Source organism: Streptomyces hirsutus, from assembly GCF_001418415.1.
In the GTDB taxonomy this organism is placed as follows: Bacteria; Actinomycetota; Actinomycetes; order Streptomycetales; family Streptomycetaceae; genus Streptomyces; species Streptomyces hirsutus.
In genome coordinates, this window is sequence record NZ_LIQT01000212.1 from 14584 (window position 1) to 38293 (window position 23710).

Sequence of the window (23710 nt, forward strand, 5' to 3'; positions counted from 1 at the left end):
GGTGGGCGATACTGGGTTCGAACCAGTGACCTCTTCGGTGTGAACGAAGCGCTCTCCCACTGAGCTAATCGCCCGGGAACGGACTGAACGATACAGGGCCGGACGTGCTCGGTTCAAACCGCTTGGAGGTAAGCGGTCAGGCCGCGCCGCCCGGAGCGCATCATCAGGGCGTGGTTGGCGTGGAAGAGGGGGCGTCCTGGCACGGCGAGGCGGCGCAGCAGGGGTTTGCGGAGGCCGGCCTCCTGGTCGTAGCGGGCGAGTGTGCCGCCGGGGCCGGTGGGGGTGACGGTCCAGCGGGCCCAGCCGTCGAGATCCCCGGACAGACGTACTTCGAGGACTCCGGCCAAGGGGTCGCGCCGGGTCTCCCGCAGGGTCGTCACCAGGTCGAGGGGCAGCACGGAGCGGATCCGGACGACCCCGCCGGTGGCGTCGAGCCGGGCCACCTCACGCACCTGCGGCCACCAGCGGGGATAGTCCTCGATGCGCTCCAGGGCGTCGTACACCGGTCCGGCGGGCGCGGGCAGGCTCCACAGGCTGCGGAAGCGGTAATGGTTCCGGTCCATGGAGGGAGTGTGCCCGCCCGCACCCGGGACGTACGGTCTGCTGCCGCCTCTTACGGCATCCGGTGTCCCAGCAGGGCGAGGTTCTCGATGGCGGCGAGGCCGTAGAGCGCGGTGTCGTTGGTGGACACCCAGGCGGCCTCACTGCCGGCGACCAGGGCGGTCGGTCCGGTCACCTTCTCGGTCTTCCAGGGCGCGGACTCCTGGTAGCCGTCGGAGCGGTAGAACTTGTCCCACGCCCGGTCGGCGAGCTTGTCGTCACCGGTCTGCACGGCGGCGTAGGCGTCCAGGCGGGAATGGCCCTGGAAGAGGATCAGGCTGCCGAAGTTCGAGCCGTAACGGGCCGCCTGCTCCGCCTTGGTGGCGTTGAAGTAGCGGCAGTAGTCGTAGTAGGCCTCGTCGAAGGCCGGCATGTCGACCAGGTCGATGAGTTCGGCGCACAGTTCGTTCAGGCCGAAGACGGCCGACAAGTGGGAGACGCCGACCACGGGTTCCTCGGCGATCGCGAACTTCCCGGTGTCCAGGTCGTACAGTCCGGTGCCCTGGACGAATCCGTTGGGCTGGGCCGCGATGGTCTCCATGGTGGACAGGACGCGTGCTTTCGCCTTCTTCCATTTCGGGCCCCGGCGTTCCCATTCGGTGAGCCAGGCCGAGACCAGGCCGCTCCAGTCGGTGCCGAAGCCGATGGACAGGGCGTGCCGGTCGGGGGTGTACGGCTCGGTGCGGATCTTGCGGATGGGGTCGAGGACGAGGAAGGTCTCGTCGGAGTCGACGTTGGCGTGCATGAGGTCGCCGACGCGTTCGTCGGCGGTGAGGAAGTAGTAGTAGCGCCGGTAGGTGGTGTTGGCGATGCGCTGCTGCTTGGCGCTGTCGGCCCAGTGCTGGACGCCGTGCCGGGTGCCGAGGCCGGCCCACTTGCCCAGGTGGTAGACGTCGACCTCGCCGGTGTGCCGGGTCATCGCCTCGGCGAAGCGGAAGATGTCGGCGCGGCCGGAGCGCAGGTAGGCGTACCAGAGCCAGAGGTCGGGCGAGAGTTCGGAGTTGTCCCAGGCGTAGCCGCCGACGTCGTAGCGCCACTGGTGGCGGACGGTGTCGTAGGTGTGCATGATGTCGCCGTAGTCCCAGAAGCCGTACCAACGGCGCATCTCCACCTGGTCCTTGTAGTAGGTGAAGAGGAAGTCGAGGTGGTCCTCGATCTTCGCCTTGGCCGGGGTGGAGCGGTCGGGTGCGGAGAACAGGCCGGGGCCGAACACCTTCGCGCCGATGAGCTGCTTCGGCGGTGCGGCGAGCTGCGGGAGGACGCGGACGGCCTCGACCTGTTGGGCGAGTTCCTCGGCGCTCGGGGTCGACTCGTTGGCCCAGAAGAGGAGTTCGGAGGTGCGGGCGATGCCGTAGGGGGTGCCGAACTCGGGCTCGTAGTCCTCGTAGGTGATGTTCAGGCCTTCGAGCTGTTCGGGGAAGGTGTCCTGACCCATGCCGTCGTGGTAGAAGCGCAGGTCCATGGGTTGCGCTTCCGGCGACCAGAGCCAGAGGGTGACCTCGGCCGCGTCGGTGTGGGCGTCGCGGATGTCGAGCTGGGCGGGGTGCTTCTCCCAGAAGTCGCGCAGACCGAAGGAGAGTCCGCCGCCGACTCCGCCGACGTAGCCGAAGCCGGAGGCTCGTCGTCCGCCGCCTGCGCCGATCCAGCCGTAGCCCTTCTTGGTGCGCTTGCGCAGGGCGAAGCCGTCGGCGGAGAGCTGGGAGAGGGTGTAGTCGCCCCATTCGGGGATGTACTGCAGGCGGGTGGTGACCCGTTGGTCCCAGGTGGCGGGATCGGGCAGCTTCTCGCCCGCGAACTGGGCGGCCTGCACGGCGGCGCCCGGGTCGCGGCGCAGTCCGGTGATGCCCTTGACGGCCTCGCGCAGCATTCCCGTGCCCTCGCCGCCGAGGCGGATGTGCCGGTCGTAGGACTCGTCGCGCAGGGGCACGGTGAAGCGGACGCCGATGCCGCGGATGAAGTCGCCGCTCGCCCTGCCGGGTTCCTGCTGTCCGTCGTAGGTGACGGTGTGCACCATGCGGAAGGAGTCGGCGCCCGCGTAGAAGTAGAGGCGGATGGAGAAGGGCAGCCAACTGCGGTGGCCCTTGCGGTGTTTGCCGTCGACGCGGACGACGGCGCGGACCGGTCCCGCCTGTTCGACGGTGACCTCGTCGATGGCGCCGTCGAAGCGCTCGGTCCTGACGGTGGTCTGGTCGCCGTCCTCGGACTCGGGCTGGCGCAGCAGGACGAGGCGTCCGTTCCTGGCGATCTCGGTCGGGCCGCGGGTGACGGACTTGACGAGGGTGGCGCCGGACCTGCCGATTCTCGCGGTGATGACGCCGGTCGAGATGTCGATGGTGGCGCCGCGCCGGTCGACGGTGACCTTCTTCTGCGGTGCCGCGGGAGCGCCGGTGGTCAGGGTGAGCTTGCCGGTGCTGGAACTGACCGCGTGCGCGGTCCACTTCAGGGAGCCGTCGGGCCAGTAGGCGAGGGGCCAGGACTGTACGGGGACGGCCCTGCCGTCGGCGTCGCTCAACGCGAAGGTCTGGTCGTCGCGGTGGACGCCCTTGGGCCAGGGCACGCCGACGGTGGATCCGGGTGCCGCGCCGAGGCCGCCGTCCTCGAGCCAGTCCAGGATCACGGGGTCGTCGCCGGCGTTCTCGGCCCTCGGTGCGGCGGCGGCGTCGCGGCTGCCGAGGGCCCGGCTGAACTGGGCGGCGGCGCCTGCCACGGCGGCTGCCTTCAGGAGGGACCTGCGGGGGATGGGGGACATGGCCTTTCCTTTCCGTGCGGGATGCAAGGGGATGTCAAGGGCATGACAGGCAAGGGTGCGGCGCCGGGGCACCGTCCCTGGTACGGAAGGCACCGCCCGTCAGCGGTGCCGGTGGCGCTCCTCCACGGCGACGGCCGCCGCCGCGACCGCGCCCAGGACGGGCAGAGCGAGCGGCGCGCTGAACCAGGCGGAGCAGACCACCACGGCCAGCCCGCCGACGATCAGGAAGGACCCGACGGGATCGAGCACGGTGCGGCGGGCAGCCTGCGCGCCCAGCGACCGCCAGGAGGCCCCGGGCCACCAGGAGGCCGCCGCGCGCAGCCCGGCGACGACCGCCGCGATCAGGGCGAGCACGCCGACGGCGCCCACGAGCTCGCCGCCCGGCAGTCCGGCCCGTACGGCCCGCACGTCCACCCAGACCACGGCGAGGGCGGCCCACCCGGCGAGTCCGACGAGCCAACCGCCGCGCAGCGCCGACCGGAAGTCGGCCGTGAACTCCCTCAGCCCGCCGCGTTCATGGGCGAGCTGCCGTCCGAGGTGCCGCGAGCCGGCCGCGAACGCGGCGGGGTAGGTGACCAGCGGCAGCGAGGCCAGCGCGATCCACACCCCGGTGAGCAGGCACTCGGCGAACAGGGCGAACTTCCCGGCGAGCGGTGACTCGCCGCGTGCGGCACGGTTCCCGGTGCGGGCCTCGGTCACGATCGGTTCACCTCAGCCCTTCAGCCCGGACGTGGCCATGCCGTCGATGAGGTAGCGCTGGAAGGCCAGGAAGAAGGCCAGCACCGGCAGGAGCGCGACGAGGGACATGGCGATCATGCCGCCGTAGTTCGCCACCCCTTCCTGGTCGACGAACATCTTCAGCCCGAGTGAAACGGTGTACTTGCCGGGCTCGTTGAGGTAGATCAGCGGACCCATGAAGTCGTTCCAGACGTTGATGAAGGTGAAGATGGCACTGGTGATCAGGGCCGGCCGGCACAGCGGGAGCACGATCGACCAGTAGATGCGGAAGTGCCCGCAGCCGTCGAGGCGTGCCGCCTCGTCGAGTTCCCTGGGCAGGTTGCGCATGAACTGCACCATCAGGAAGACGAAGAACGCCTCCGTGGCCAGGTACTTCCCCAGCAGGAGCGGGGTGTACGTGTTGATCATGTCCATGTTGCGGAAGAGCACGTACTGCGGGATGAGCAGCACGTGGTACGGCAGCAGCAGGGTGCCGATCATCAGGGTGAAGAGCAGATTGCGGCCGGTGAACCTGATCTTCGCGAAGGCGTAGGCGGTCAGTGAGCAGGACACCACGATCCCGACCACCGAACCGACGGCGAGAAAGAGCGAGTTGACGAAGAACGTGGAGATCTGGATGTCCGCGATGCCGTCGGCGAGGCTCGTGTAGTTGGCGGTGATCGGGTCGGCCGGGAAGAGGTCCAGGCTGCCGACGATGTCCTCACTGTTCTTGAAGGACCCGCCGATGACCCAGATCACCGGGTAGAGGATCACCGCGAGGATCGCCAGCGATCCTGTGTGCCAGGCGAGCGAGCCGGGCAGACGGCGCCGCAGGGCCCCCGCCCTCGTGGACCGGGCCGGTGTGCCGTCGGGGGCCGAGGGGGGTGCCCCCCGACCGAGCGAAGTCGAGAGATCGGGGGAGCTCATCGGCCGCCCTCCTCGTAGTGCACCCAGCGCTTCTGGGACCAGAAGAGCACCGCGGTGACCAGGGCGACCGCGACCAGCAGCATCCACGCCATCGCGGAGGCCAGGCCCATCCGGCTGTTCTCGAAGCCCTGGACGTACAGATAACAGGTATAGACCATGGTTCCGTCCGCGGGACCGCAGGCGTTGCCCCCGGCGCCGCCGCCGACGATGTAGGCCGAGCTGAAGATCTGGAAGGAGTGGATGGTCTCCAGCAGCACGTTGAAGAAGAGGACCGGGGAGATCATCGGCAGGGTGATGTTCCAGAACTGCCGGAGTCTGCCCGCTCCGTCGACGTCCGCCGCCTCGTACAGTTCGCGCGGCACCTGCTTCAGGCCGGCCAGGAAGATGACCATGGGGGCGCCGAACTGCCAGACGGTGAGCGCCACCAGGCTGTAGATGATCAGGTCCGGGTCACCGGTCCAGCCGCCGGCGTCGATGCCGAAGAGCTTCTGCGTGCGGTCGACGACCGCGTCGTCGGAGAAGATCGCCTTCCACACGATGGCGACGGAGACGCTCGCCCCGATCAGCGACGGCGCGTAGAAGGCGGCCCGGTAGAAGGCCTGCCCGCGCCGCTTCTGGGCCAGCAGCAGCGCCACCCCGAGCGCCGCGATCAGTTTGATCGGCGTACCCACGACCACGTACCAGAGCGTGACCTGCACCGAGTGGCGCCAGCGCGGGTCCGCGAACATCTCGGAGAAGTTGTCCAGGCCGATCCACCGGGGAGCGTCGAACAGGTTGTAGTCGGTGAACGCGAAGTAGAGCGAGGCGGCCATCGGGCCCGCCGTCAGCAGCAGGAACCCGGCGATCCAGGGCGACATGAAGAGGTAGCCGGCCAGGTTCTCCCGGCGGCCCCGCCGCTTGAGGGCGGCGGGGCGCGGGGACTTCACCGGACCGTGCCGCGGCTCGGAGTCCCGGGTGAGGTCCTCCGTCGCAGGGGCGTGTGTCACGGCGCTTCCCATCAGCCGGCGAGAGCCGTCTTCGACTCGGTGAAGAACTGCTTGACGGCGTCCGCCACGGAGCGCTTGCCCAGGCCCAGCTCCTCGGCGATGCGCAGGAACGCGGCCTCGCAGATGTCGGCGCCGTTCGGGTGCGGGGTGATGGGCTCCAGGACGTCCGCCTCGACGAGGGACTGCTCGTAGGCCGCGATCGCCTTGTTGACCGGGTCGGTCGGCCGGTACGCGTCGAACTGGGCCTGCGTCGTGGGCACACCGCGGTCGTATCCCATGATCTTGGCGACCTCGGGATCGTGCACCATGAAGTCGATGAACCGGGCCACTTCCTCGGGGTGCTGGGTGCGCTTGGAGGCACTGAGCATCAGGGAGCCGAGGTACTGACCGGTCTTCCTGCCGTCCGTGGTCGGGATGGGCGCGAGGCCGTACTCGCTCTTGCCCTCGGAGGTGTAGCGGACGGTGAAGTTGTCCCAGGTGAACTCGCTTCCGGCGAGTTCGGCGGAGAGCGCCGACTTGGGCTTGATCTGGGCGACCTTCTTCGGGTCGGCGAACAGGCCGGTCCTGACGCCCTTCTCCGCCTTGGTCCACCACTGGGTCAGATCCGCCTCGGTGAAGCCCAGGCCGTCCTCGGTGAAGAACACCTTTCCGTTCTGCCGCAGATACAGGTCGTAGAGGTACATGACGCCGTACATGCCGCTGTCTCCGGCCCGGCCCGCCCTGTCGCGGATCCTCACCATCGCCTCGTCGAAGTCGTCCCAGGTCCACCCCTGTTCGGGCTTGATGCCGGCCCGGGTGTAGACGGGCTTGTCGATGACCAGGGCCAGCGAGTTCGACCCCACGGGCACGCCGAGGAGCTTGCCGTCGACCTCGCCGAACTTCTCCAGACCCGCCCGGAATCCGTCCATGGAGAGGTTGCCGGCCTTCACCTGCCCGTTGAGGTCGAGCAGCACATTCTTCGCATCGTATTTGCGGAGGAATCCGATGGCATTCTGGAACACGTCCGGAGGATTCCCTCCGGACGCCTGCGTGTTGAACTTCTTCCAGAAGTCGGGGTATGGCTGGAAGTCGGTCTTGATCTTGATCTTCGGGTACTTCTCCTCGAAGAGCGCGATGGTCTTGTTGATGCGTTCGGCCCGGTCCTCGGCGCCCCACCAGGAGTAACGGAGTGTCACAGTCCCCTTGCTCGATCCGCTTCCCCCGCCGCACGCGGTGGCCGTGGCGCCCAGCCCCGCTACGGCCAGCGAGGCTCCCGCCGCTTTGAGGACCGTCCGCCTTCCGGCCTGCCCCTCCGCATTCCCGCCCTGCTGCATACGAGCCTCCCCGCGACGTCGCGTCCGCCTCATGAATCGTTTCAAGTAAGCGCTTGCTGGCACAAAGTACGGAGGACCCACGAGCGCGTCAATGATTCGGACAGGAATTGATGGGCGCACCGGCCGGGCGGGAGCCGCGACGGCTCGCACCCCTTCGGCCGAGACGGACGGAGACGGACGGAAACACCCAGGTCCACGCGGCCCGACCGAGGGACCGAACACCGCCGGGCCCGCCGGAGCGCGGGGCCCGCAAGGTCACGGTTGAGTGAAGGCCGGCGCGGGCAGGGCGGTCGCACCACCTGTCGGGCGGGCGCGGGGCACCGGGCGGAGGCATCGCGCGGCCTCACCGCCACACACCCGCGCGCGCCGCCGGGGACACGCGGACGCACCGCGGCCCGGCTCACTGTCGGTGAGCCGGGCTGCGGTGCGATCCGGTGGGCGATACTGGGTTCGAACCAGTGACCTCTTCGGTGTGAACGAAGCGCTCTCCCACTGAGCTAATCGCCCGGACGCAGGAAGAACATTACCCCATGTCAGGGAGTGCCCGTGACGGGCGGGGACCGGTGCTCGCACCCCCGCCGCGGCTCACTGGTTCTCGATCTTCCAGGGCATCACGAGGCCGAACTTCCACAGGTAGATCCCGGCCAGCGCGGTCCCGATCACGAGGGCGACGGTGGTCAGGATGATGTTCCGGCGCCGCACCCGGGGATCGAGTGCGCGCTGCGCCGCCTCGGTGACCTTGCGCTTGGTCCACCGGAGCACCAGCTGGGCCCAGACGAACTCGGTCGCCCAGATCGCCATGCCGCCGAAGATCACCACCCAGCCCGGCCCGGGGAGCACCAGCATGGCGGCACCGGCCATCACGACCGCGAGCCCCACGACGAAGACGCCCACCTGCCAGCTCAGGTGCAGGGTGCGGCGCGCTTTGACGAAGGCCGGCGCCCTGGAACCCAGCGCCCGTTCGTCCGATGCCTGGTCTGCCCTGTCCATCCCCGCTCGATCCGCCGTCATGGCCGCCTCGCCGGGTGTGTCACTCCCCGTGTTCATACGGCCAAACACTACCGGAGCCCCTCACTTCACCGGAACGGGCTCAGCTCGCGAACGATCTTTCGGCCGGTTGAGTTACGTAAATCCATGCAAAACACTCAGAGGGGTTTACAACGGCACCGCAGGTGGCATGTCGATTTCGCCGACGTGCGAATCCCCGAGCGCACACTGAGCGAAAGGCCCTGGCGCTTATGAACACCACGGTCAGCTGCGAGCTGCACCTGCGCCTCGTTGTGTCGAGCGAGTCTTCCCTGCCTGTCCCCGCAGGCCTGCGGTACGACACGGCCGACCCCTACGCCGTGCACGCCACCTTCCATACCGGAGCCGAGGAGACCGTCGAGTGGGTGTTCGCCCGCGACCTCCTCGCCGAGGGGCTTCACCGCCCCACGGGCACCGGCGACGTCCGCGTCTGGCCGTCGCGCAGTCATGGTCAGGGCGTCGTCTGCATCGCCCTGAGCTCTCCGGAGGGAGAGGCTCTGCTCGAGGCCCCGGCACGGGCTCTGGAGTCCTTCCTGAAGCGTACGGACGTCGCCGTGCCTCCCGGCACGGAACACCGGCACTTCGATCTCGATCAGGAGCTCTCGCACATCCTGGCGGAAAGCTAGGCGAGGGTTCACCAAGCTGCCCGACGCCGTCGACTCGGGGTGACGGCTCGGGCCCTGACAGCCGTGCAACGGCACACAACGGCGCCGACGCCGCGGGACACCGCGGGCGGCGCCGTTGTGCTGCGCTCGAGCTCCGGCACGGAACCCCGGCGGGACCGTTCCTCCGCGACCCTCGAAGCCGTGTGCGAGCGAGGAGCGCTCATGGGCTTGCGGGAGCCACTACCATCGGCCAGCATCGGCGGGCGCCCGCCCGACCCTCAGGCCAGGGAGCGAATCGTGCTGATCACCCACGACACCCGGTGCGCGCTGGACACCGTGGTGGATCTGGTGAACTCCGCGCCGGAGGACGACTCGGCACCGGACGGGCTGCCGGACCTCCAGGCTCTCGAGGCCTTCGTGCGCAGCCACGAGGTCAGCGAGGTCGGGGTCCTCACGGAGTTCGACCTGTCGGCGGTGCGCAGGATCCGCGGACGGTTCGCCTCGGTCTTCGCCGCTCCCGACGCCCACAGCGCGGCCAAACTGATCAACGAGCTGATCGCGGCCGCGGGCACCACGCCCCGGCTCACCAACCACGACGGCTACGACTGGCACGTGCACTACTTCGCCCCCGGTGCCTCGGTCACCGATCACCTGGCGGCGGACTGCGGGATGGCACTGGCGTTCTTCGTGGTCGCCGGAGAACAGGAGCGGCTGCGGCGCTGCGATGCACCGGACTGCCGGCACGCCTTCGTCGACCTCTCCCGCAACCGCTCCCGCCGCTACTGCGACAGCCGCACCTGCGGCAACCGCCTGCACGTCGCCGCGTACCGCGCACGCCGCAAGGAGGCGGCGGGCTGAGCGTACGCAGCGGGGCGGGGGCGCACTCCGGGGCCGAGCCGAGCTGCCTGGGCTGCCTGGGCTGCCTGGGCCGGTCGTCCGGGCGGGCGATGTGGCGATGCCGTGCCGACGCGGTCCCGACGGGTGGCGCCGGGTACCGCGGGTACGGCTCACAGCCAGAGCAGGTCGTGCAGGGCGGCCGTGAGCAGCAGACACCCGATCACCGCAAGGAAGATCATCAGCGGTGGCTGGGAAAGGGCGAAGAGGCATCCACGCGGCTCGTCCTGCGGCGGCGCGGCCTCGCTCTGTGTCGTGTCCAGCATCTCGCGGGGATCATGACGCATCGGGAGCGCCCGATGCGATCACCACTCACGGACTGAACGCGAGGGTCCGATTTCCACGATCCCTCGTCCGAGCTGTGATCGTTTGCGCACGCTCCGGGACCGCCTGTGACGCTTCGGCCCGCTGCCTCCCGCTCCCGCGTCACCCCGTCACCTGCGGTGCGGCGCGTCCGCCCAGGACAGCTTCATATGCCGTGCTTCTTGAGGATCGCCTCGATGTCGCTGAAGTCGTCGTCGCTCTTGGGCGCGGCCGTGGGGCGGGTCGCCGCCGGGCGGGAGCCCGGGCCCAGGGAGGGGGCCGAGGCTGCGGGAGCCACTGCCCCGGGTTGTCCGGACGCCCCGGCCGCCCGGCGCTGCTGCTTGCGTTCCTTCCGCTCCTGGCGGGTGCCGCCGCGCCGGCGCTCCACCGCGCGCGTGGTCATGAACAGCACCCAGGACAGGCCCAGCACACCGAAGCCCGCCCAGGCCGTGGGGCTGAAGGCGGTGTCGGCCAGCCACTCGACGACACCGGTCATCACCAGGCCGATGGGAACGAGCGCATAGGCGGCGATGCGGGTCGCGGTGAGGAATCGCTTGCGGTAGGCCGTGACCAGCGCGATGCCCAGGCCTGCCGCGGACACGGCGGAGCAGACGGTCTCGGCAATCATCCGGTCCTCCAGGCAGGGGTTCGGTGGCATCGGGCACTTCGTCCCTTCCATCCTGCACCTTCCGGACCCCACCGGGCCATGCTCCGGCCGCAGATCAGGGACATCTCCGGGTCGGCTCCTCCGCAGGTGCCGGTGCGGCGTACTCCCCGGAGCCCGTCGTCCCGATCATGCCGGGCTCACGGGCTCACGGGCTCCGGTGCCTGATACAGCCTGATCCGCACGAAAGGCCCTCGGGCCGGACAGGCGACAGGTCCGATTGGGTGCCGCGGCGCGGGGCTGGAAGACTGTCGGCCATGAGCGACTCCTCCCCCGCCCGCGCCGCCGCCCCCGTACTCGACGTGTGGTGCGATCTGCAGTGCCCGGACTGCCGTGACGCCCTCGACGATCTCCACGCCCTGCGGGCTCGGTACGGCGACCGTCTGGAGCTGCGGCTGCGGCACTTCCCGCTGGAGAAGCACAAGCACGCCTTCGCCGCCGCCCAGGCCTCCGAGGAGGCAGCCGAGCAGGGGCAGGGCTGGGCCTACGCCGAGGCCGTACTGGGACGGGTCGAGGAACTGAGCCGTGCGGGAGAACCCTTCCTGGTCGAGGTCGCCCGGGAACTCGGACTGGACGCCGAGGAGTTCGACACCGCGCTGATCGACGGCCGGCACATCCTGATCGTGGACGCCGACCAGGCCGAGGGCAAGGCGATCGGGGTGACCGGCACCCCGACCTATGTCATCGGCGGTGAGCTTCTCGACGGCGGCAAGAGCCAGGAGGGCCTGCGCGAACGCGTCGAGGAGATCGCGGACCGGCTCCTCGCCGAGCAGGACGGCTGACCGAGGAACTCCCCGGCCCCGGCCCCTACAGCAGGTGCTTGTACATCGTGTACCGCGTCGTCCCGTAACCGAGTGACGCGTACAGCCGCTCCGCCGGGGTGTTGTCCGCGAAGACGTTGAGACCGATGGCGCTTTTCCCCGCGGCGATCGACTGCGCCTCGGCGAGCAGCATGAGGGACCGTCCGTGCCCCCGGCCGCGGTGTGCGGCGTCGGCCTCGACGTCGAACACGTATCCATGGTCCTCGCGTACCGCGAGCCACAGCGTGCCCACGGGGATGCCCTCGTGTTCGAGGACGCTGAGGAGCATGTCCTCCGAGTCCCGTCCGTCGGGGAGCAGGTCGGCCTGCTCCCTGGCCGCCTTGGTCCGCGCCTCGGCCTCCGGGACACCGCGCTCGATCCAGCTCCGCGCGTACTCCGCCTCGCTCCTGACCGACCAGGGGCCGAACTCGGCGTCGGTCATCGGCCGTCCGCGACTGCCCTCCGGCAGGGCGGGCGGGACGTCCTCCAGCGCCTTCTCCATGGCGTAGTTGCGCACGACGTAGCCGAGCGCCGTGGCGAGGCGGAGCGCGGGCCCGGCAGGGGCACCGGCCCCGGCCGCCCGTGTCTCCGCCCCTCCGGCTTCGGCTTCGGCTTCGACTTCGACTTCGGCGGGGATCGTCACCTCGATGCGGCGGCAGCCCCAGCCGCGGGCGATCTCCTCGGCGGCGAGCGCGGCCACCGTGCCCCGGCCGCGCCTGCGGTCCGGCTCCTCGATCCACAGGTTCGTGATCCGGGCCACGGCGTCACCGAAGACGGGATGCGTACCGATGTGTATGCGTCCGACGGGACGGCTGTTGACGCACACCTGGTAGCGGCGGGAGCGCGTGCCGTCGGGATTCTGCTGGAGCGGCTCGGCCGGCCGCAGGGTCGTGGTCATCAGTGATGTTCTACCCCTGCGACCGCCCGGATCAGCCGCATGTCACGCACCGGCCTCGTACCCGGTCCCAAGCCTCGTCACGGATCGAGGTCGGCCGCCGCGTGCTCGTCGAAGATCCGCATGGCCTTGGCCGTCACCGGGCCCGGGGCGCCGGGCAGTTCACGGTCGTCGACGCGCCGCACACCCTGCACGTCCCGCAGGGTGGAGGTGAGGAAGACCTCGTCGGCCCGCTGGAGGACGTCCATCGGCAGATCGGTCTCGGCGGCGCCGGTCCACTCGACGGCCAGCGCCCGGGTGATGCCCGCGAGGCAGCCGGAGGCGACCGGCGGGGTGTGGATCTCACCGTCCAGGACGACGAAGACGTTGGACCCCGTGCCCTCGCAGAGCCGGCCGACTGTGTTGCCGAACAGCGCCTCCGAGGCGCCCTGTTCGCGGGCGCGGGCGAGGGCGACCACGTTCTCGGCGTAGGAGGTGGTCTTCAGGCCGGTGAGCGCGCCGCGTTCGTTGCGGGTCCAGGGAACGGTGATCACGGCGGTGGAGTCGGGGCGGCGGGTGGTGTCGCCCAGGGCGACGACGAGGGTCGGGCCGTGCTCGCCGCGGTCGGAGCCGAGGGGGCCGTGGCCGCCGGTGAAGGTGATGCGCAGCCGGCCGAGCGGCATCGGGTTGGCCTCGATGACGGCCGCGCAGGCGCGGCGGACCTCGTCGAGGTCCGGTTCGGGCAGGCCGAGCCCCCGGGCGGAGCGGGCCAGCCGGTCGAGATGCCGGGTCAGCGCGAACGGCCTGCCGTTCACGGTCTTCACCGTCTCGAAAATGCCGTCGCCCACGGTCAGTCCGTGGTCGAAGACGGAGACGCGGGCGGACTCGATGTCCTGCAACCCGCCGTCGAGCCAGATCTTCACCTCAGGGTCCCTTCGCTCACCTCGTGCCTGCCCGACGCTACCGCGAGCAGCCGGGACGCCTTCAGCTCGGTCTCCCGCCACTCCCCCTCCGGGTCGGATCCCCAGGTGATGCCGGCACCGGTGCCGAACCGGAGCACGGCACCGCCGTCCGGCTCCCGGTCGATCCAGAAGGTACGGATGCCCACCGCCAGCCCGGCGGTGCCCCGGTCGGCGTCGACCCAGCCGATGCCGCCGCAGTACGGGCCCCGGGGCGCCGTCTCCAGGGTGTCGATGATCCGCAGGGCGCTCGACTTGGGCGCGCCGGTGACGGAGCCGGGCGGGAACGCGGCGGCGAACAGCTCGGGCCAGCCGGTCCCGGGCCGCAGCTCGCCCCGCACCGTCGACACCAGGTGCACCAGCCCCGGATGCTTCTCGACGGCGCACAGGTCGGGCACCGTGACGCTGCCGGTGGAGCAGACCTGGCCGAGGTCGTTGCGGACCAGGTCGACGATCATCACGTTCTCGGCGTAATCCTTGTCGAGGAGGTCGGCCTCGGTGCGTCCGGTGCCTTTGATCGGCCCGGACTCGACGACGCGCCCCTCGCGGCTCAGGAAGAGCTCGGGCGAGGCGGTGGCGACCTCCACGCCGTGCCCCGGCAGGCGGATCGTTCCTGCGTACGGTGCCGGGTTGCCGCGGGCCAGCAGGGCGGTGAGAGCGTCCACGTCGGCGTCGGCCGGGACGGGGGCGGACAGTACACGGCAGAGGTTGGCCTGGTACACCTCGCCGGCGGCTATCTGCTCGCGGATGCGCCGTACGCCGGCCACGTACGCGGCGTGGTCCAGGGAGGACGTCCAGTCACCGGTGGCCGGCCCGCGCCAGCCGCCCGGCAGCGGCGCGGGTACCGGCTGCTCGCGTACGTCACGGAAGCGCGCGCAGGTCAGACGGCCCTCGAAGTCCGCGCAGACGGCCCAGAAACCGTGCGAGTCCAGGGCCGCCGGGTCGTCGGTGACCTCGAGGAGACCGGTCGCGACGCGGCTGCCGAAGCGGGCGAGGGGTGGGAGATCGAGCACACCGTCGAGTCTATGGCGGGGGCCGTCGAGGTGACCTGGCCGTGTCCGTGAGCAGACGCAGCGCAGCACGCTGCACAAACGGGTTTTTGTACTGGCCCCGGAATCCGCTAGAGTTCACCACGTCGCCGGGACGCGCAAGCGGACCGGACCGACAGGCGGACGTAGCTCAGTTGGTAGAGCGCAACCTTGCCAAGGTTGAGGTCGCGAGTTCGAACCTCGTCGTCCGCTCGAAGGATCGGGGGCCTCCCGGGCCCCTGCACTCCTGGTGGAGTGGCCGAGAGGCGAGGCAACGGCCTGCAAAGCCGTCTACACGGGTTCAAATCCCGTCTCCACCTCCATGGACGATTAGCTCAGCGGGAGAGCGCTTCCCTGACACGGAAGAGGTCACTGGTTCAATCCCAGTATCGTCCACTGGATCTTCGGATCCTCCGCGCGATTAGCTCAGCGGGAGAGCGCTTCCCTGACACGGAAGAGGTCACTGGTTCAATCCCAGTATCGCGCACGCAGCACCCATGATCCGCTTTTCGGAGTGGTCGTGGTCCCGAGGACGATTAGCTCAGCGGGAGAGCGCTTCCCTGACACGGAAGAGGTCACTGGTTCAATCCCAGTATCGTCCACATCACCCCGGAACCCCCGGCCGCTCAGGCGGCCGGGGGTTCCGTCGTCAGGACGAGAAGAGCATGCGGCCGAAGCCCTTGTTCCGGTGGTGGCCGTAGTGGTGGCCCCCGTGGTGACCGCCGTGCGGGGCGCCCCACGCGGGCTGGGGCGCCGCCGGGTACGCCTGCGGGGCCGCGGGAGGCGGCGGCGCGGCCTGCTGGGACCACTGGGACTCCAGCCGGGTCAGCGACTCCAGCTCGCCGTAGTCGAGGAAGATCCCTCGGCAGCCGCTGCACTGCTCGATCTGGACACCGTTGCGGTTGTAGGTGTGCATCGGCGCACGACACTTCGGACACTGCATGATCGGTTCAACTCCTCGCCGGTCGGACCTGCTTCAGGTATCTCCAGGACAGACTCTGTCCGACTGCGGTCGGTTGCACCCTACTTCGTCGATTCGTGCGCCAATTCGGCTGGGACCGCGGCTATTCGCCGGCAGGCGTCGATCAGGGCGTGGTCCACCTCGTCCAGGGGCCGCCCGTCCGCCACCGCCTTGGTGACCGTCCGCGCGGCGGTCTGCACGGTGAGGGCGCGGGCCGGCACGTCCAGGACGGCCCAGGGGTCTTCGGCGGCGTCGAGGGCGGGGCCGCCCGCGGCCCGGTACGCGTCGAGGAACCGCCCCCACTCCTGCGGCGCCAGCAGCCCGCAGGCGAACCAGGCGGCGGGACGGCCGAGATCCCAGGCCGGGGTGCCCGCGCCCAGGTCGTCGACGTCGATCAGTCGCCAGGACGCTCCGGGCGTCCGTACGAGCTGGCCGAGGTGGAGGTCGCCGTGGCACAGGGCGGCCGGCTGCGGCATGGGCGCCTCGGCGCGCGCCCAGGCGGGCAGGGTCACCCAGGCATCCCGTACGGGGGCCACGGCCGGGTGGTCGCCGACGGCACGGAGCCCGGCGACGGCACGGGCCGCCTTGAGCGGGCCGCGCATGACCGGCGCCGCCTCGGGGACCGGCGTGCGGTGCAACAGGGCGAGCAGGGTGCCGACGGCCTCCCAGGGGGCGGCGTCGGGATCGTCCGGGTCGACCGGGCTGCCGTACGGCCAGAAGGTCACGAGCCTGCCGTGCAGGTCGGCCGGTACCGAATCGAGCGGGGGCAGGAGCACGTCCGGGTGGCGGGAGGCGAGGGCGAGGCGCCGGGTCAGCTCGGTGGCGTCGGCGTCCGGCGCGTGGGCCTTCGCGACGGTGTCCGCGTGCCGGACGACGGTGCCGTCGGGCCGGTCCGCGAGGGTGCCGCTCGCCTCGCAGGAACAGGCGGGGGTGCGGGTGTGGGCGATTCCTTCGGCCCGGGCGGTGAGTTCGGGAAGGAGGGGGATGGCTGTCATGGGTCTCCCTGATGCGGCCTGCGGAGAGAGTAAGCGGGAGCGTGACCGGCGTTGGCCGGTGGCGCGGGGAAAGACACGACGGCCCGTGGTTGCAACGCACCGGTGGTGCAGTGGCGGCTGCGCGACTCGGCGACGCTGACGAACACCGCCCGCAGCAACACCCCCGTAGGCACCGCAACCATTGATTGAGCAACCCCCACAGCCGGCAACCACCTCCGCGAAAGCGGCGCCGGTTCAGGCGCACAGAAAAGTGCCGGCGCAGCTCCCCAGCTGCGCCGGCATTCCTGCCGTCCGTCGCACCCCCGTCCCCACGGGGTTTCATGGGTGGATGTCCCCGCCCGGACCGCTCTTCCGGGCCTGGGGCGCCGCTCAGCGCCCCAGCATCTCTCCCACGGACGACGCCTGTGTGGCCACCGTCTCCCACCCGTCGAAGACGAGGAGGAGCAGGACCGCCAGGGGAAGAGCCATCAGTGTCGCCACCACCGGGTGACGACGGCCCTCGCGGCTCGGGCGGAACATGGCGGCTCCCGCCTTGTGTGCCCGTGTGCGGACGACTGTCCGCGATGCCGTATGGGCCATGGCCCCTCTCCTGACCGTTTCTGTTGTCGTGGTGCCTCGGGTGCTGTGTGCGAACCTCTGGCAGCGGCGGGCGTCCGACCTCGGGGGACGAGTACCGCACCCGCCGCTTGACCTCAAATCTAGGTGCCCGGCGCTTCCCGGACGTCATGCCCTCGTACCGATTGCCGGGCCTCCCGGAGGATGAGCCGTGACCTGCGGCGTACTCCCCTGGGTGGAGACGGGCCGCTCCGTGTCAGGGACATCCCCGAGGGGACGTCCGGTCCGCCCCCTTCTCGTCGCTCATGTCTCCGAGTCCTCCACCCGCGGCACCGGGTGCTCGACCAGTGCGAGGACCCGGTTCGCCATGAACCGGGCTGTTCGCACCGCAGTTCCCGTACGCGTGACTTCACTCACTTCGACCACGCCCCGGCGCACCGCCGTCTCCACCCTGCGGCCCGCCCTGCTCGCCACCACCTCGTACGTGCGCGTCGTGTCCCCGGCGTCCACGACTATCTCCACACGGTCGCCCTTCATGTGATCAATCCCCCTTCGGTATCGAATGGTTGGGACCGCCACCTCGCGCGAACCCGGCCTGTCCGCGCGTCCCCCGACCACTCTTCAAGTCTCCCACCCACCACTGACAATCCGCCGCTCCGAGAGGGCGCGGCCTCTGCGCAAGGGCGCCCGGGGAAACGTAAGCTGGGGCACGTCACAGGACCGGGCAGCGGGGATGAACATGGCGATGATGCGCCTGAGGCGCGAGGACCCGCGCGTCGTCGGCTCTTTCAGACTTCACCGACGGCTCGGCGCGGGTGGGATGGGCGTTGTCTATCTCGGTTCCGACAAGAAGGGGCAGCGGGTCGCACTGAAGGTCATCCGGCCCGATCTGGCGGAGGACCAGGAGTTCCGCTCGCGGTTCGCGCGGGAGGTGTCCGCGGCGCGCCGCATCCGTGGCGGGTGCACGGCCCGTCTGGTGGCCGCCGACCTCGACGCAGACCGGCCGTGGTTCGCCACGCAGTACGTGCCCGGCCCGTCGCTGCACGACCGGGTCGCCGACGGGGGGCCGCTCGGCGCGGCCGAGGTCGCCGCGGTCGGCGCGGCCCTGTCGGAGGGGCTGGTCGCCGTGCACGAGGCCGGGGTCGTGCACCGGGATCTGAAGCCGTCCAACATCCTGCTGTCCCCGAAGGGACCGCGGATCATCGACTTCGGCATCGCCTGGGCCACCGGCGCCTCGACGCTCACCCACGTCGGCACGGCGGTCGGCTCGCCCGGCTTCCTCGCGCCGGAGCAGGTGCGGGGCGCGGCCGTCACACCGGCCACGGACGTGTTCTCGCTGGGCGCCACGCTGGCGTACGCGTCGATGGGCGACTCGCCCTTCGGGCACGGCAGTTCCGAGGTGATGCTGTACCGCGTGGTGCACGAGGAGGCCCATCTGCAGGATGTCCCGGACGCGTTGGCGCCGCTCGTCCGCGCGTGCCTCGCGAAGGACCCCGAGGAGCGGCCGAGCACGCTCCAGCTGTCGCTGCGGCTCAAGGAGATCGCCGCCCGGGAGGGTCAGGGATTCACCGGCGTCCGTCCGCCGGCTCCGCGCGGCGCGGAGTCGGAGCGTGCGGCGGGGCGCTTGGCCGACACCTACCCGGACCGTGCGCAGCGTCGGGTGCCGGGGCAGCAGGGTGCGCCCGAGGGGCAGGCCACCACTCCCCCGCCGCAGGGCGCGGCCCCGGGTCGCGGCGCCGGTCCGGCCGGGGGCGGGGCGCCGCGGCGGCGCGGCAACCGGAGCGTGCCGCCGTCGCGCGGGAGCGGCGCGTCACGCGGCGGCAGTGCCTCGCGCGGCGGCGCCTCCCGCGGTGGCAAGCCTTCCCGGTCCGGGTCCCGGTCCACGTCGGGTTCCCGGTCCACGTCCGGATCACGGTCCACGTCCGGGTCACGGGACTCGACGCGGTCGGGCACCGGCCCCCGTCGCCCCGGGCCCCGGACGACGGGGAGCGGCCTGCGGCCGGCCAATCCACGGCTGCTCCTGCAGCGGCTGTTCGTGTTCGTCGTGGTGACACTGGTGGTCGCGGTCGGCATCGCCCTGATCCAGGGCTGACAGGACCGGCCCGCGGCCTCGGCGACGACGGCAGGGGCGCGGTGGCTGCCGGTCACCGGAGCAGGGCGTCGGCCGACTCGGGACGGCCGACTCCGCCCGAGTACCTGCCGGGGCCGCGCCCGAGCCGGGGTCGGGCGGGCTCGGCGGGTTCACGGCGCGGGCGGGCTCGCCCCGTCCTGTCCCGTCGGCCGGCCCGTCGCCACCGCGTAGAAGGCGACCGCGGCCGCCGCGCCCACGTTGAGCGAGTCGACGCCGTGGGACATCGGGATGCGGACCCATTCGTCGGCGGCGACCAGGGCCTGGGTGGACAGCCCGGCGCCCTCCGCGCCCAGCATCAGGGCGACCCTGTCCATCCGGTGCGGGGCGGCCTCGTCGAGGCTGCGGGCCTTCTCGTCGGGGGTCAGGGCGAGCAGCGTGAAGCCCGCCTCACGGACCGATTCCAGGTCCCTGGGCCAGCTGGTGAGCCTGGCGTACGGCACGGAGAAGACCGCCCCCATGGAGACCTTGACGCTGCGGCGGTAGAGCGGGTCGGCGCAGTCCGGGGAGAGCAGGACCGCGTCCATGCCGAGGGCTGCCGCCGAGCGGAAGATGGCACCGATGTTGGTGTGGTCGTTGACGGACTCCAGGATCACCACCCGGCGGGCGGTGCGCAGCAGTTCGGCAGCCGTGGGCAGGGGGGTGCGCTGCATGGAGGCGAGCGCGCCGCGGTGCACGTGGTAGCCGGTGACCTGTTCGGCGAGTTCCGGGCTCACGGCGTAGACCGGGGCGGGGAGTTCGTCGATGACGTCGCGCATGGCGTCGACCCACTTGGCCGAGAGCAGCATGGAGCGCATCTCGTAGCCCGCGTCCTTGGCGCGTCTGATGACTTTCTCGCCCTCGGCGATGAACAGGCCTTCGACGGGTTCGCGTGTGCGGCGCAGCTCCACGTCGGTCAGGCCCGTGTAGTCGTGCAGGCGCGGGTCGTCGGGGTCCTCAACGGTGATGAGATCGGCCACGGGGGTGATACTGCCTTGTCCTGGGTGTGGTGCCAACGGCCGGGATCGGCCGTGTTACCGGGGGTTACTGCCGGGGATGTCGCCTGCGGTCCACAAGGGTCGCGAAGGCTTACGAGGGCTGCGCGGGCTGCGGAGCCCGCGCGGCAGGAAGTCCGACGTTCACGACCTCGCCGATGACGATGACCGCCGGCGGCTTGACCCCCTCGGCCCGGACGGTCTCGCCGACCGTGGCGAGGGTGGCGTCGACGCGGCGCTGGGCGGCCGTGGTGCCCTCCTGGACCAGGGCGACCGGGGTCTCCGGCGACCTGCCGTGCGCCACGAGGGTCTCGGCGATCCGGCCGATCTTGTCGACGCCCATGAGCACCACGAGGGTGCCGGTCAGCTTCGCCAGCGACGGCCAGTCGACCAGGGAACGCTCGTCGTCGGGCGCGACGTGGCCGCTGACCACGGTGAACTCGTGGGCCACGCCACGGTGGGTGACCGGAATCCCGGCCGCGCCCGGGACCGAGATGGAGCTGGAGATGCCGGGGACCACGGTGCACGCGATGCCCGCCTCGGCGAGCGCGTGCAGTTCCTCCATGCCGCGGCCGAAGACATACGGGTCCCCGCCCTTGAGCCGGACCACCGACTTGCCCTGCCTGGCGTGTTCGATCAGCGCGTGGTTGATGGCCTCCTGCGCCATGAACCGGCCGTACGGGATCTTCGCCGCGTCGATCACCTCGACGTGCGGCGGGAGTTCGGCCAGCAGGTCGCGCGGGCCGAGCCGGTCGGCGATGACGACGTCCGCCTCGGCGAGCAGCCGGCGTCCGCGCACGGTGATCAGGTCCGGGTCGCCGGGACCGCCGCCGACGAGGGCGACGCCCGGGGTGCGGGTGCGGTGGTGCCGGGCGACGAGCGTGCCGTCGCGCAGACCCTCGACCACGGCGTCGCGGATCGCGGCGGTGTGGCGGGGGTCGCGGCCCTTGACGTCCGTGGTGAGGACGGCGACCGTGACTCCCTCGCTGTGCCCGGTGGCCGGGGTCCAGGCCGTGGCCTGGTCGGCGTCGTCGGAGCGGACGCACCAGACGCGGTGGCGTTCGGCCTCGGCGGAGGCGCGGGCGTTGGCCTCGCCGTCGCCGGTGGCGATCAGCGCGTACCAGGCGTCCGTGAGGTCGCCCTCGGCGTAGCGGCGCCGCTCCCAGGTGATCTCACCGGCGTCCGCCATCGCCTCCACGGAGGGCGTCGCCTCCGGTGAGATCAGAACGATGGACCCGCCGGCCGCTATGAGGGCGGGCAGCCGGCGCTGGGCGACCTGGCCGCCGCCGAGCACCACGACTCGACGGCCGGTGAGGCGGAGGCCCACGGGGTAGGCGGGGTGTTCGGCCATGAGGCTGCGGCTCCTCGTACAGGCGGGCGTGCGAGGGGCGCTACGGCACTGGAGCGGCCCTGACGTGCGGTGTGCGGATGTGGGACCAGCGTACGGCGGTGGGGTCGGCGTACGGCGGGGGTGGGACGGCGACGGCGGAACACCGGGCGCCGCGCCCCACCCCTCCGGGGTACTGCTACTTCTCGGTGACGCCCGCCGAGTCGAACGTCGCCACCTCGTGCATGGCTCGCGCGGTGCTCTGCACCATCGGCAGGGCGAGCAGCGCACCCGTGCCCTCGCCGAGGCGCAGGTCCAGGTCGACCAGCGGACGCAGGCCCAGCTTGTTGAGCGCGGCCACGTGGCCGGGCTCGGCGCTGCGGTGTCCCGCGATGCACGCGGCCAGCACCTCGGGAGCGATGGCACGGGCCACCAGGGCGGCGGCCCCGGCGCTGACGCCGTCCAGGATCACCGGCGTCCGCAGGGACGCGCCGCCGAGGAGCAGGCCCACCATGGCCGCGTGCTCGAACCCGCCGACGGCGGCGAGGACGCCGATGGGGTCGGCGGGGTCCGGCTGGTGCAGTTCGAGGGCGCGGCGCACGACGTCGGTCTTGCGGACCAGGGTCTCGTCGTTGATGCCGGTGCCCCGGCCGGTGACCTCGGCCGGGTCCGCGCCGGTGAAGACGGAGATCAGGGCGGCGGACGCGGTGGTGTTCGCGATACCCATCTCACCGGTGAGCAGGGCCTTGTTGCCGGCGGCGACCAGGTCGCGGGCGGTCTCGATGCCGACCTCGATGGCCTGCTTGGCCTCCTCGCGGGTCATCGCGAGGCCGGCGGTCATGTCGGAGGTGCCGGCCCGGACCTTGCGCGGCAGCAGTCCCGGGGTGGCCGGGAGGTCGGAGGCCACACCGACGTCGACCACGCAGACCTCGGCGCCCACCTGCGTGGCGAAGGCGTTGCAGACCGCTCCGCCGCCGAGGAAGTTGGCCACCATCTGGGCGGTGACCTCCTGCGGCCACGGGGTGACGCCCTGGGCGTGAACACCGTGGTCGCCCGCGAAGACCGCGACGGCCGCGGGCTCCGGAATGGGCGGCGGGCACTGCCGGGACAGTCCGGACAGCTGAGCGGAGATGATCTCCAGCATGCCGAGCGCGCCGGCCGGCTTGGTCATCCGCTTCTGCCGCTCCCAGGCCTCACCGAGTGCCTTGGCGTCCAGCGGGCGGATCTGCGCGACGGTCTCGGCGAGCAGGTCGTGCGGCTCCTCGCCGGGCAGCACCCGCCTGCCGTACGTCTCCTCGTGCACGACCCACGACAGCGGGCGGCGCTTGGACCAGCCGGCCTGCATCAGCTCGGGCTCGTCTGGGAACTCGTCGACGTAACCCACGCACAGGTAGGCGACCACTTCGAGGTGCTCGGGCAGGCCCAGGGAGCGGACCATCTCGCGCTCGTCGAAGAAGCTGACCCAGCCGACCCCGAGGCCCTCGGCGCGCGCGGCGAGCCACAGGTTCTGGACCGCCAGGGCGGAGGAGTACGGCGCCATCTGCGGCTGGGTGTGCCGGCCCAGGGTGTGCCGGCCGCCGCGGGTCGAGTCGGCGGTGACGACGATGTTCACCGGGGTGTCGAGGATGGCCTCGATCTTCAGTTCCTTGAACTGCTTCGCCCGTCCCTTGGGCAGGGACTTGGCGTAGGCCTCGCGCTGGCGCTCGGCCAGTTCGTGCATGCTGCGCCGGGTCTCGGCGGAGCGGATGACGACGAAGTCCCAGGGCTGCGAGTGGCCCACGGAGGGCGCGGTGTGGGCGGCCTCCAGGACGCGGAGCAGGACCTCGTGCGGGATGGGGTCGTCGCGGAACCCGTTGCGGATGTCCCGGCGCTCCCGCATGACCTTCCGCACGGCCTCGCGCTCGGCCTCGTCGTAGCCGGGGGCGGCGGGGCCGGCGGCCGGCGCGGCGTGCACCGCTTCGGCGCCTCGGGTGTCGAGGTCGTCGGGGTTCTGGGCCGGTACGGGCTGGGCCGGTTCGGGCGAAGCCGGTACGGCCTGGATCGGCTCGGTCTCCGCGGACGGGTGCTCGCCCGGCGCGTTCTCCGCGAGGCCCTGCTCGGCCGGCGGCTCGACGGCCGGTTCCGGGACGGGAGCGACGGGAACGGCGCCGGTGTCGGCCCGGCGGGGCACGGGGACCGGACCTGCGGCCTCCGGCACGGGCTGTTCCTCGGCGGGGAGGGTCAACGGCTGCGGCGGGGTCGGTGCGAGATGCGGGGTGGTCGGCACGGCTCCCTCGACGGGGACGAACTCCCCCAGGGTCTGGTCCGGCCGCGTCTCCGGGGGAA

Annotated in this window: 22 protein-coding genes, 7 tRNA genes and 1 pseudogene; 9 read left to right on the plus strand and 21 right to left on the minus strand. The window is 71.3% G+C overall.

Going from position 1 to position 23710, the window contains the following annotated elements; all coding sequences use genetic code 11:
* Positions 1-2: 2 nt before the first annotated feature.
* From AOK11_RS17235 to AOK11_RS17275, 9 genes are all read right to left on the minus strand, one after another.
* Positions 3-74, minus strand: a tRNA-Val gene (locus tag AOK11_RS17235).
* A gap of 39 nt (positions 75-113) precedes the next feature.
* Positions 114-563, minus strand: coding sequence for an SRPBCC family protein (locus tag AOK11_RS17240; RefSeq protein ID WP_055594611.1), 450 nt, complete (start codon positions 561-563; stop codon positions 114-116).
* A gap of 50 nt (positions 564-613) precedes the next feature.
* Positions 614-3349 carry an exo-rhamnogalacturonan lyase family protein gene (locus tag AOK11_RS17245; RefSeq protein WP_055594612.1) on the minus strand — a complete coding sequence of 912 codons (2736 nt, stop codon included), beginning with the start codon at positions 3347-3349 and terminating at the stop codon, positions 614-616.
* A gap of 99 nt (positions 3350-3448) precedes the next feature.
* On the minus strand, positions 3449-4048 hold the full coding sequence (locus AOK11_RS17250; RefSeq protein WP_055594613.1) for a hypothetical protein: 600 nt from the start codon (positions 4046-4048) through the stop codon (positions 3449-3451).
* A gap of 12 nt (positions 4049-4060) precedes the next feature.
* Positions 4061-4993: a carbohydrate ABC transporter permease gene (locus AOK11_RS17255; protein WP_055594614.1), complete on the minus strand. Its 933-nt coding sequence runs from the start codon at positions 4991-4993 to the stop codon at positions 4061-4063.
* Positions 4990-5991: a carbohydrate ABC transporter permease gene (locus AOK11_RS17260; protein ID WP_055594615.1), complete on the minus strand. Its 1002-nt coding sequence runs from the start codon at positions 5989-5991 to the stop codon at positions 4990-4992. The genes AOK11_RS17255 and AOK11_RS17260 overlap by 4 nt, the downstream gene beginning before the upstream one ends.
* Positions 5991-7292 carry an ABC transporter substrate-binding protein gene (locus AOK11_RS17265; protein WP_055594616.1) on the minus strand — a complete coding sequence of 434 codons (1302 nt, stop codon included), beginning with the start codon at positions 7290-7292 and terminating at the stop codon, positions 5991-5993. Before AOK11_RS17265 ends, AOK11_RS17260 begins: the two co-directional genes overlap by 1 nt.
* A gap of 435 nt (positions 7293-7727) precedes the next feature.
* Positions 7728-7799 (minus strand) — tRNA-Val (locus AOK11_RS17270).
* Positions 7800-7877: 78 nt separating this feature from the next.
* Entirely contained in the window at positions 7878-8339 is a 462-nt protein-coding gene (locus tag AOK11_RS17275) for a TIGR02611 family protein (RefSeq protein WP_055594617.1), read from the minus strand.
* A 191-nt stretch (positions 8340-8530) separates the two neighbouring features.
* Between AOK11_RS17275 and AOK11_RS17280 the strand changes: the two genes are divergently transcribed.
* The gene (locus AOK11_RS17280) at positions 8531-8944 is read left to right on the plus strand and encodes an SsgA family sporulation/cell division regulator (protein ID WP_055594618.1); all 414 of its coding nucleotides are present in this window, start codon (positions 8531-8533) and stop codon (positions 8942-8944) included.
* 276 nt (positions 8945-9220) lie between these two features.
* On the plus strand, positions 9221-9781 hold the full coding sequence (locus tag AOK11_RS17285; RefSeq protein ID WP_055594619.1) for a CGNR zinc finger domain-containing protein: 561 nt from the start codon (positions 9221-9223) through the stop codon (positions 9779-9781).
* Between the two features lie 149 nt (positions 9782-9930).
* Here the strand turns inward: AOK11_RS17285 and AOK11_RS43460 are convergent, their stop codons facing one another.
* On the minus strand, positions 9931-10083 hold the full coding sequence (locus AOK11_RS43460) for a hypothetical protein (RefSeq protein ID WP_167353808.1): 153 nt from the start codon (positions 10081-10083) through the stop codon (positions 9931-9933).
* Positions 10084-10286: 203 nt separating this feature from the next.
* On the minus strand, positions 10287-10748 hold the full coding sequence (locus AOK11_RS17290) for a hypothetical protein (protein ID WP_240497376.1): 462 nt from the start codon (positions 10746-10748) through the stop codon (positions 10287-10289).
* A 293-nt stretch (positions 10749-11041) separates the two neighbouring features.
* Between AOK11_RS17290 and AOK11_RS17295 the strand changes: the two genes are divergently transcribed.
* The gene (locus tag AOK11_RS17295) at positions 11042-11566 is read left to right on the plus strand and encodes a DsbA family protein (protein ID WP_055594621.1); all 525 of its coding nucleotides are present in this window, start codon (positions 11042-11044) and stop codon (positions 11564-11566) included.
* Positions 11567-11591: 25 nt separating this feature from the next.
* Here the strand turns inward: AOK11_RS17295 and AOK11_RS17300 are convergent, their stop codons facing one another.
* The 3 genes from AOK11_RS17300 to AOK11_RS17310 all read right to left on the minus strand — a co-directional run bounded on the left by AOK11_RS17300 (position 11592) and on the right by AOK11_RS17310 (position 14430).
* A complete protein-coding gene (locus AOK11_RS17300) occupies positions 11592-12482 on the minus strand; it encodes a GNAT family N-acetyltransferase (RefSeq protein ID WP_055594622.1) in 891 nt (296 codons plus the stop codon).
* A gap of 77 nt (positions 12483-12559) precedes the next feature.
* Positions 12560-13381, minus strand: coding sequence for an aminotransferase class IV (locus AOK11_RS17305; protein ID WP_055594623.1), 822 nt, complete (start codon positions 13379-13381; stop codon positions 12560-12562).
* Positions 13378-14430: a chorismate-binding protein gene (locus AOK11_RS17310; RefSeq protein ID WP_055594624.1), complete on the minus strand. Its 1053-nt coding sequence runs from the start codon at positions 14428-14430 to the stop codon at positions 13378-13380. Before AOK11_RS17310 ends, AOK11_RS17305 begins: the two co-directional genes overlap by 4 nt.
* Before the next feature lie 155 nt (positions 14431-14585).
* On the opposite strand from AOK11_RS17310, the gene AOK11_RS17315 reads away from it, so the two are divergent.
* The 5 genes from AOK11_RS17315 (at position 14586) to AOK11_RS17335 (ending at position 15047) form a co-directional block, all read left to right on the plus strand.
* Positions 14586-14658: transfer RNA gene (locus AOK11_RS17315), tRNA-Gly, on the plus strand.
* 36 nt (positions 14659-14694) lie between these two features.
* A tRNA-Cys gene (locus AOK11_RS17320) sits at positions 14695-14768 on the plus strand.
* A gap of 1 nt (position 14769) precedes the next feature.
* Positions 14770-14841 (plus strand) — tRNA-Val (locus tag AOK11_RS17325).
* A 19-nt stretch (positions 14842-14860) separates the two neighbouring features.
* A tRNA-Val gene (locus AOK11_RS17330) sits at positions 14861-14932 on the plus strand.
* A gap of 43 nt (positions 14933-14975) precedes the next feature.
* A tRNA-Val gene (locus AOK11_RS17335) sits at positions 14976-15047 on the plus strand.
* A gap of 47 nt (positions 15048-15094) precedes the next feature.
* Here the strand turns inward: AOK11_RS17335 and AOK11_RS17340 are convergent.
* The 4 genes from AOK11_RS17340 to AOK11_RS17355 all read right to left on the minus strand — a co-directional run bounded on the left by AOK11_RS17340 (position 15095) and on the right by AOK11_RS17355 (position 17493).
* Entirely contained in the window at positions 15095-15388 is a 294-nt protein-coding gene (locus AOK11_RS17340; protein WP_079034912.1) for a TFIIB-type zinc ribbon-containing protein, read from the minus strand.
* 80 nt (positions 15389-15468) lie between these two features.
* Positions 15469-16401 (minus strand): aminoglycoside phosphotransferase family protein, encoded by a 933-nt coding sequence (locus AOK11_RS17345; protein WP_055594626.1) that lies wholly within the window; start codon positions 16399-16401, stop codon positions 15469-15471.
* 369 nt (positions 16402-16770) lie between these two features.
* Positions 16771-16980 carry a hypothetical protein gene (locus AOK11_RS17350; protein WP_042174944.1) on the minus strand — a complete coding sequence of 70 codons (210 nt, stop codon included), beginning with the start codon at positions 16978-16980 and terminating at the stop codon, positions 16771-16773.
* Between the two features lie 279 nt (positions 16981-17259).
* Positions 17260-17493: a hypothetical protein gene (locus AOK11_RS17355; RefSeq protein WP_055594627.1), complete on the minus strand. Its 234-nt coding sequence runs from the start codon at positions 17491-17493 to the stop codon at positions 17260-17262.
* A 196-nt stretch (positions 17494-17689) separates the two neighbouring features.
* On the opposite strand from AOK11_RS17355, the pseudogene AOK11_RS17360 reads away from it, so the two are divergent.
* A pseudogene (locus AOK11_RS17360) lies at positions 17690-19143 on the plus strand (serine/threonine-protein kinase); the annotation flags it as partial.
* A 54-nt stretch (positions 19144-19197) separates the two neighbouring features.
* On the opposite strand, the gene AOK11_RS17365 reads toward AOK11_RS17360, so the two are convergent.
* The 3 genes from AOK11_RS17365 to cobT all read right to left on the minus strand — a co-directional run.
* On the minus strand, positions 19198-20043 hold the full coding sequence (locus AOK11_RS17365; protein WP_055594629.1) for a TrmH family RNA methyltransferase: 846 nt from the start codon (positions 20041-20043) through the stop codon (positions 19198-19200).
* Between the two features lie 109 nt (positions 20044-20152).
* Positions 20153-21409: a uroporphyrinogen-III C-methyltransferase gene (cobA, locus tag AOK11_RS17370; protein WP_055594630.1), complete on the minus strand. Its 1257-nt coding sequence runs from the start codon at positions 21407-21409 to the stop codon at positions 20153-20155.
* Between the two features lie 175 nt (positions 21410-21584).
* Positions 21585-23710 (minus strand): nicotinate-nucleotide--dimethylbenzimidazole phosphoribosyltransferase (cobT, locus tag AOK11_RS17375; protein ID WP_157869386.1); only part of this gene is annotated, 2126 nt, incomplete at its 5' end.

What these genes read in the sequence shown, in the direction of transcription:
- AOK11_RS17295 (WP_055594621.1), top strand. Translation starts at nt 11,042, where the DNA reads ATGAGCGACTCCTCCCCCGCCCGCGCCGCCGCCCCCGTACTCGACGTG.
- AOK11_RS17245 (WP_055594612.1), bottom strand. Translation starts at nt 3,349, where the DNA reads ATGTCCCCCATCCCCCGCAGGTCCCTCCTGAAGGCAGCCGCCGTGGCA.
- AOK11_RS17350 (WP_042174944.1), bottom strand. Translation starts at nt 16,980, where the DNA reads ATGGCCCATACGGCATCGCGGACAGTCGTCCGCACACGGGCACACAAG.
- AOK11_RS17345 (WP_055594626.1), bottom strand. Translation starts at nt 16,401, where the DNA reads ATGACAGCCATCCCCCTCCTTCCCGAACTCACCGCCCGGGCCGAAGGA.
- AOK11_RS43460 (WP_167353808.1), bottom strand. Translation starts at nt 10,083, where the DNA reads ATGCTGGACACGACACAGAGCGAGGCCGCGCCGCCGCAGGACGAGCCG.
- AOK11_RS17260 (WP_055594615.1), bottom strand. Translation starts at nt 5,991, where the DNA reads ATGGGAAGCGCCGTGACACACGCCCCTGCGACGGAGGACCTCACCCGG.
- AOK11_RS17280 (WP_055594618.1), top strand. Translation starts at nt 8,531, where the DNA reads ATGAACACCACGGTCAGCTGCGAGCTGCACCTGCGCCTCGTTGTGTCG.
- AOK11_RS17300 (WP_055594622.1), bottom strand. Translation starts at nt 12,482, where the DNA reads ATGACCACGACCCTGCGGCCGGCCGAGCCGCTCCAGCAGAATCCCGAC.
- cobA (WP_055594630.1), bottom strand. Translation starts at nt 21,409, where the DNA reads ATGGCCGAACACCCCGCCTACCCCGTGGGCCTCCGCCTCACCGGCCGT.
- AOK11_RS17275 (WP_055594617.1), bottom strand. Translation starts at nt 8,339, where the DNA reads ATGAACACGGGGAGTGACACACCCGGCGAGGCGGCCATGACGGCGGAT.
- AOK11_RS17290 (WP_240497376.1), bottom strand. Translation starts at nt 10,748, where the DNA reads ATGATTGCCGAGACCGTCTGCTCCGCCGTGTCCGCGGCAGGCCTGGGC.
- AOK11_RS17340 (WP_079034912.1), bottom strand. Translation starts at nt 15,388, where the DNA reads ATGCAGTGTCCGAAGTGTCGTGCGCCGATGCACACCTACAACCGCAAC.
- AOK11_RS17355 (WP_055594627.1), bottom strand. Translation starts at nt 17,493, where the DNA reads ATGAAGGGCGACCGTGTGGAGATAGTCGTGGACGCCGGGGACACGACG.
- AOK11_RS17240 (WP_055594611.1), bottom strand. Translation starts at nt 563, where the DNA reads ATGGACCGGAACCATTACCGCTTCCGCAGCCTGTGGAGCCTGCCCGCG.
- AOK11_RS17265 (WP_055594616.1), bottom strand. Translation starts at nt 7,292, where the DNA reads ATGCAGCAGGGCGGGAATGCGGAGGGGCAGGCCGGAAGGCGGACGGTC.
- AOK11_RS17255 (WP_055594614.1), bottom strand. Translation starts at nt 4,993, where the DNA reads ATGAGCTCCCCCGATCTCTCGACTTCGCTCGGTCGGGGGGCACCCCCC.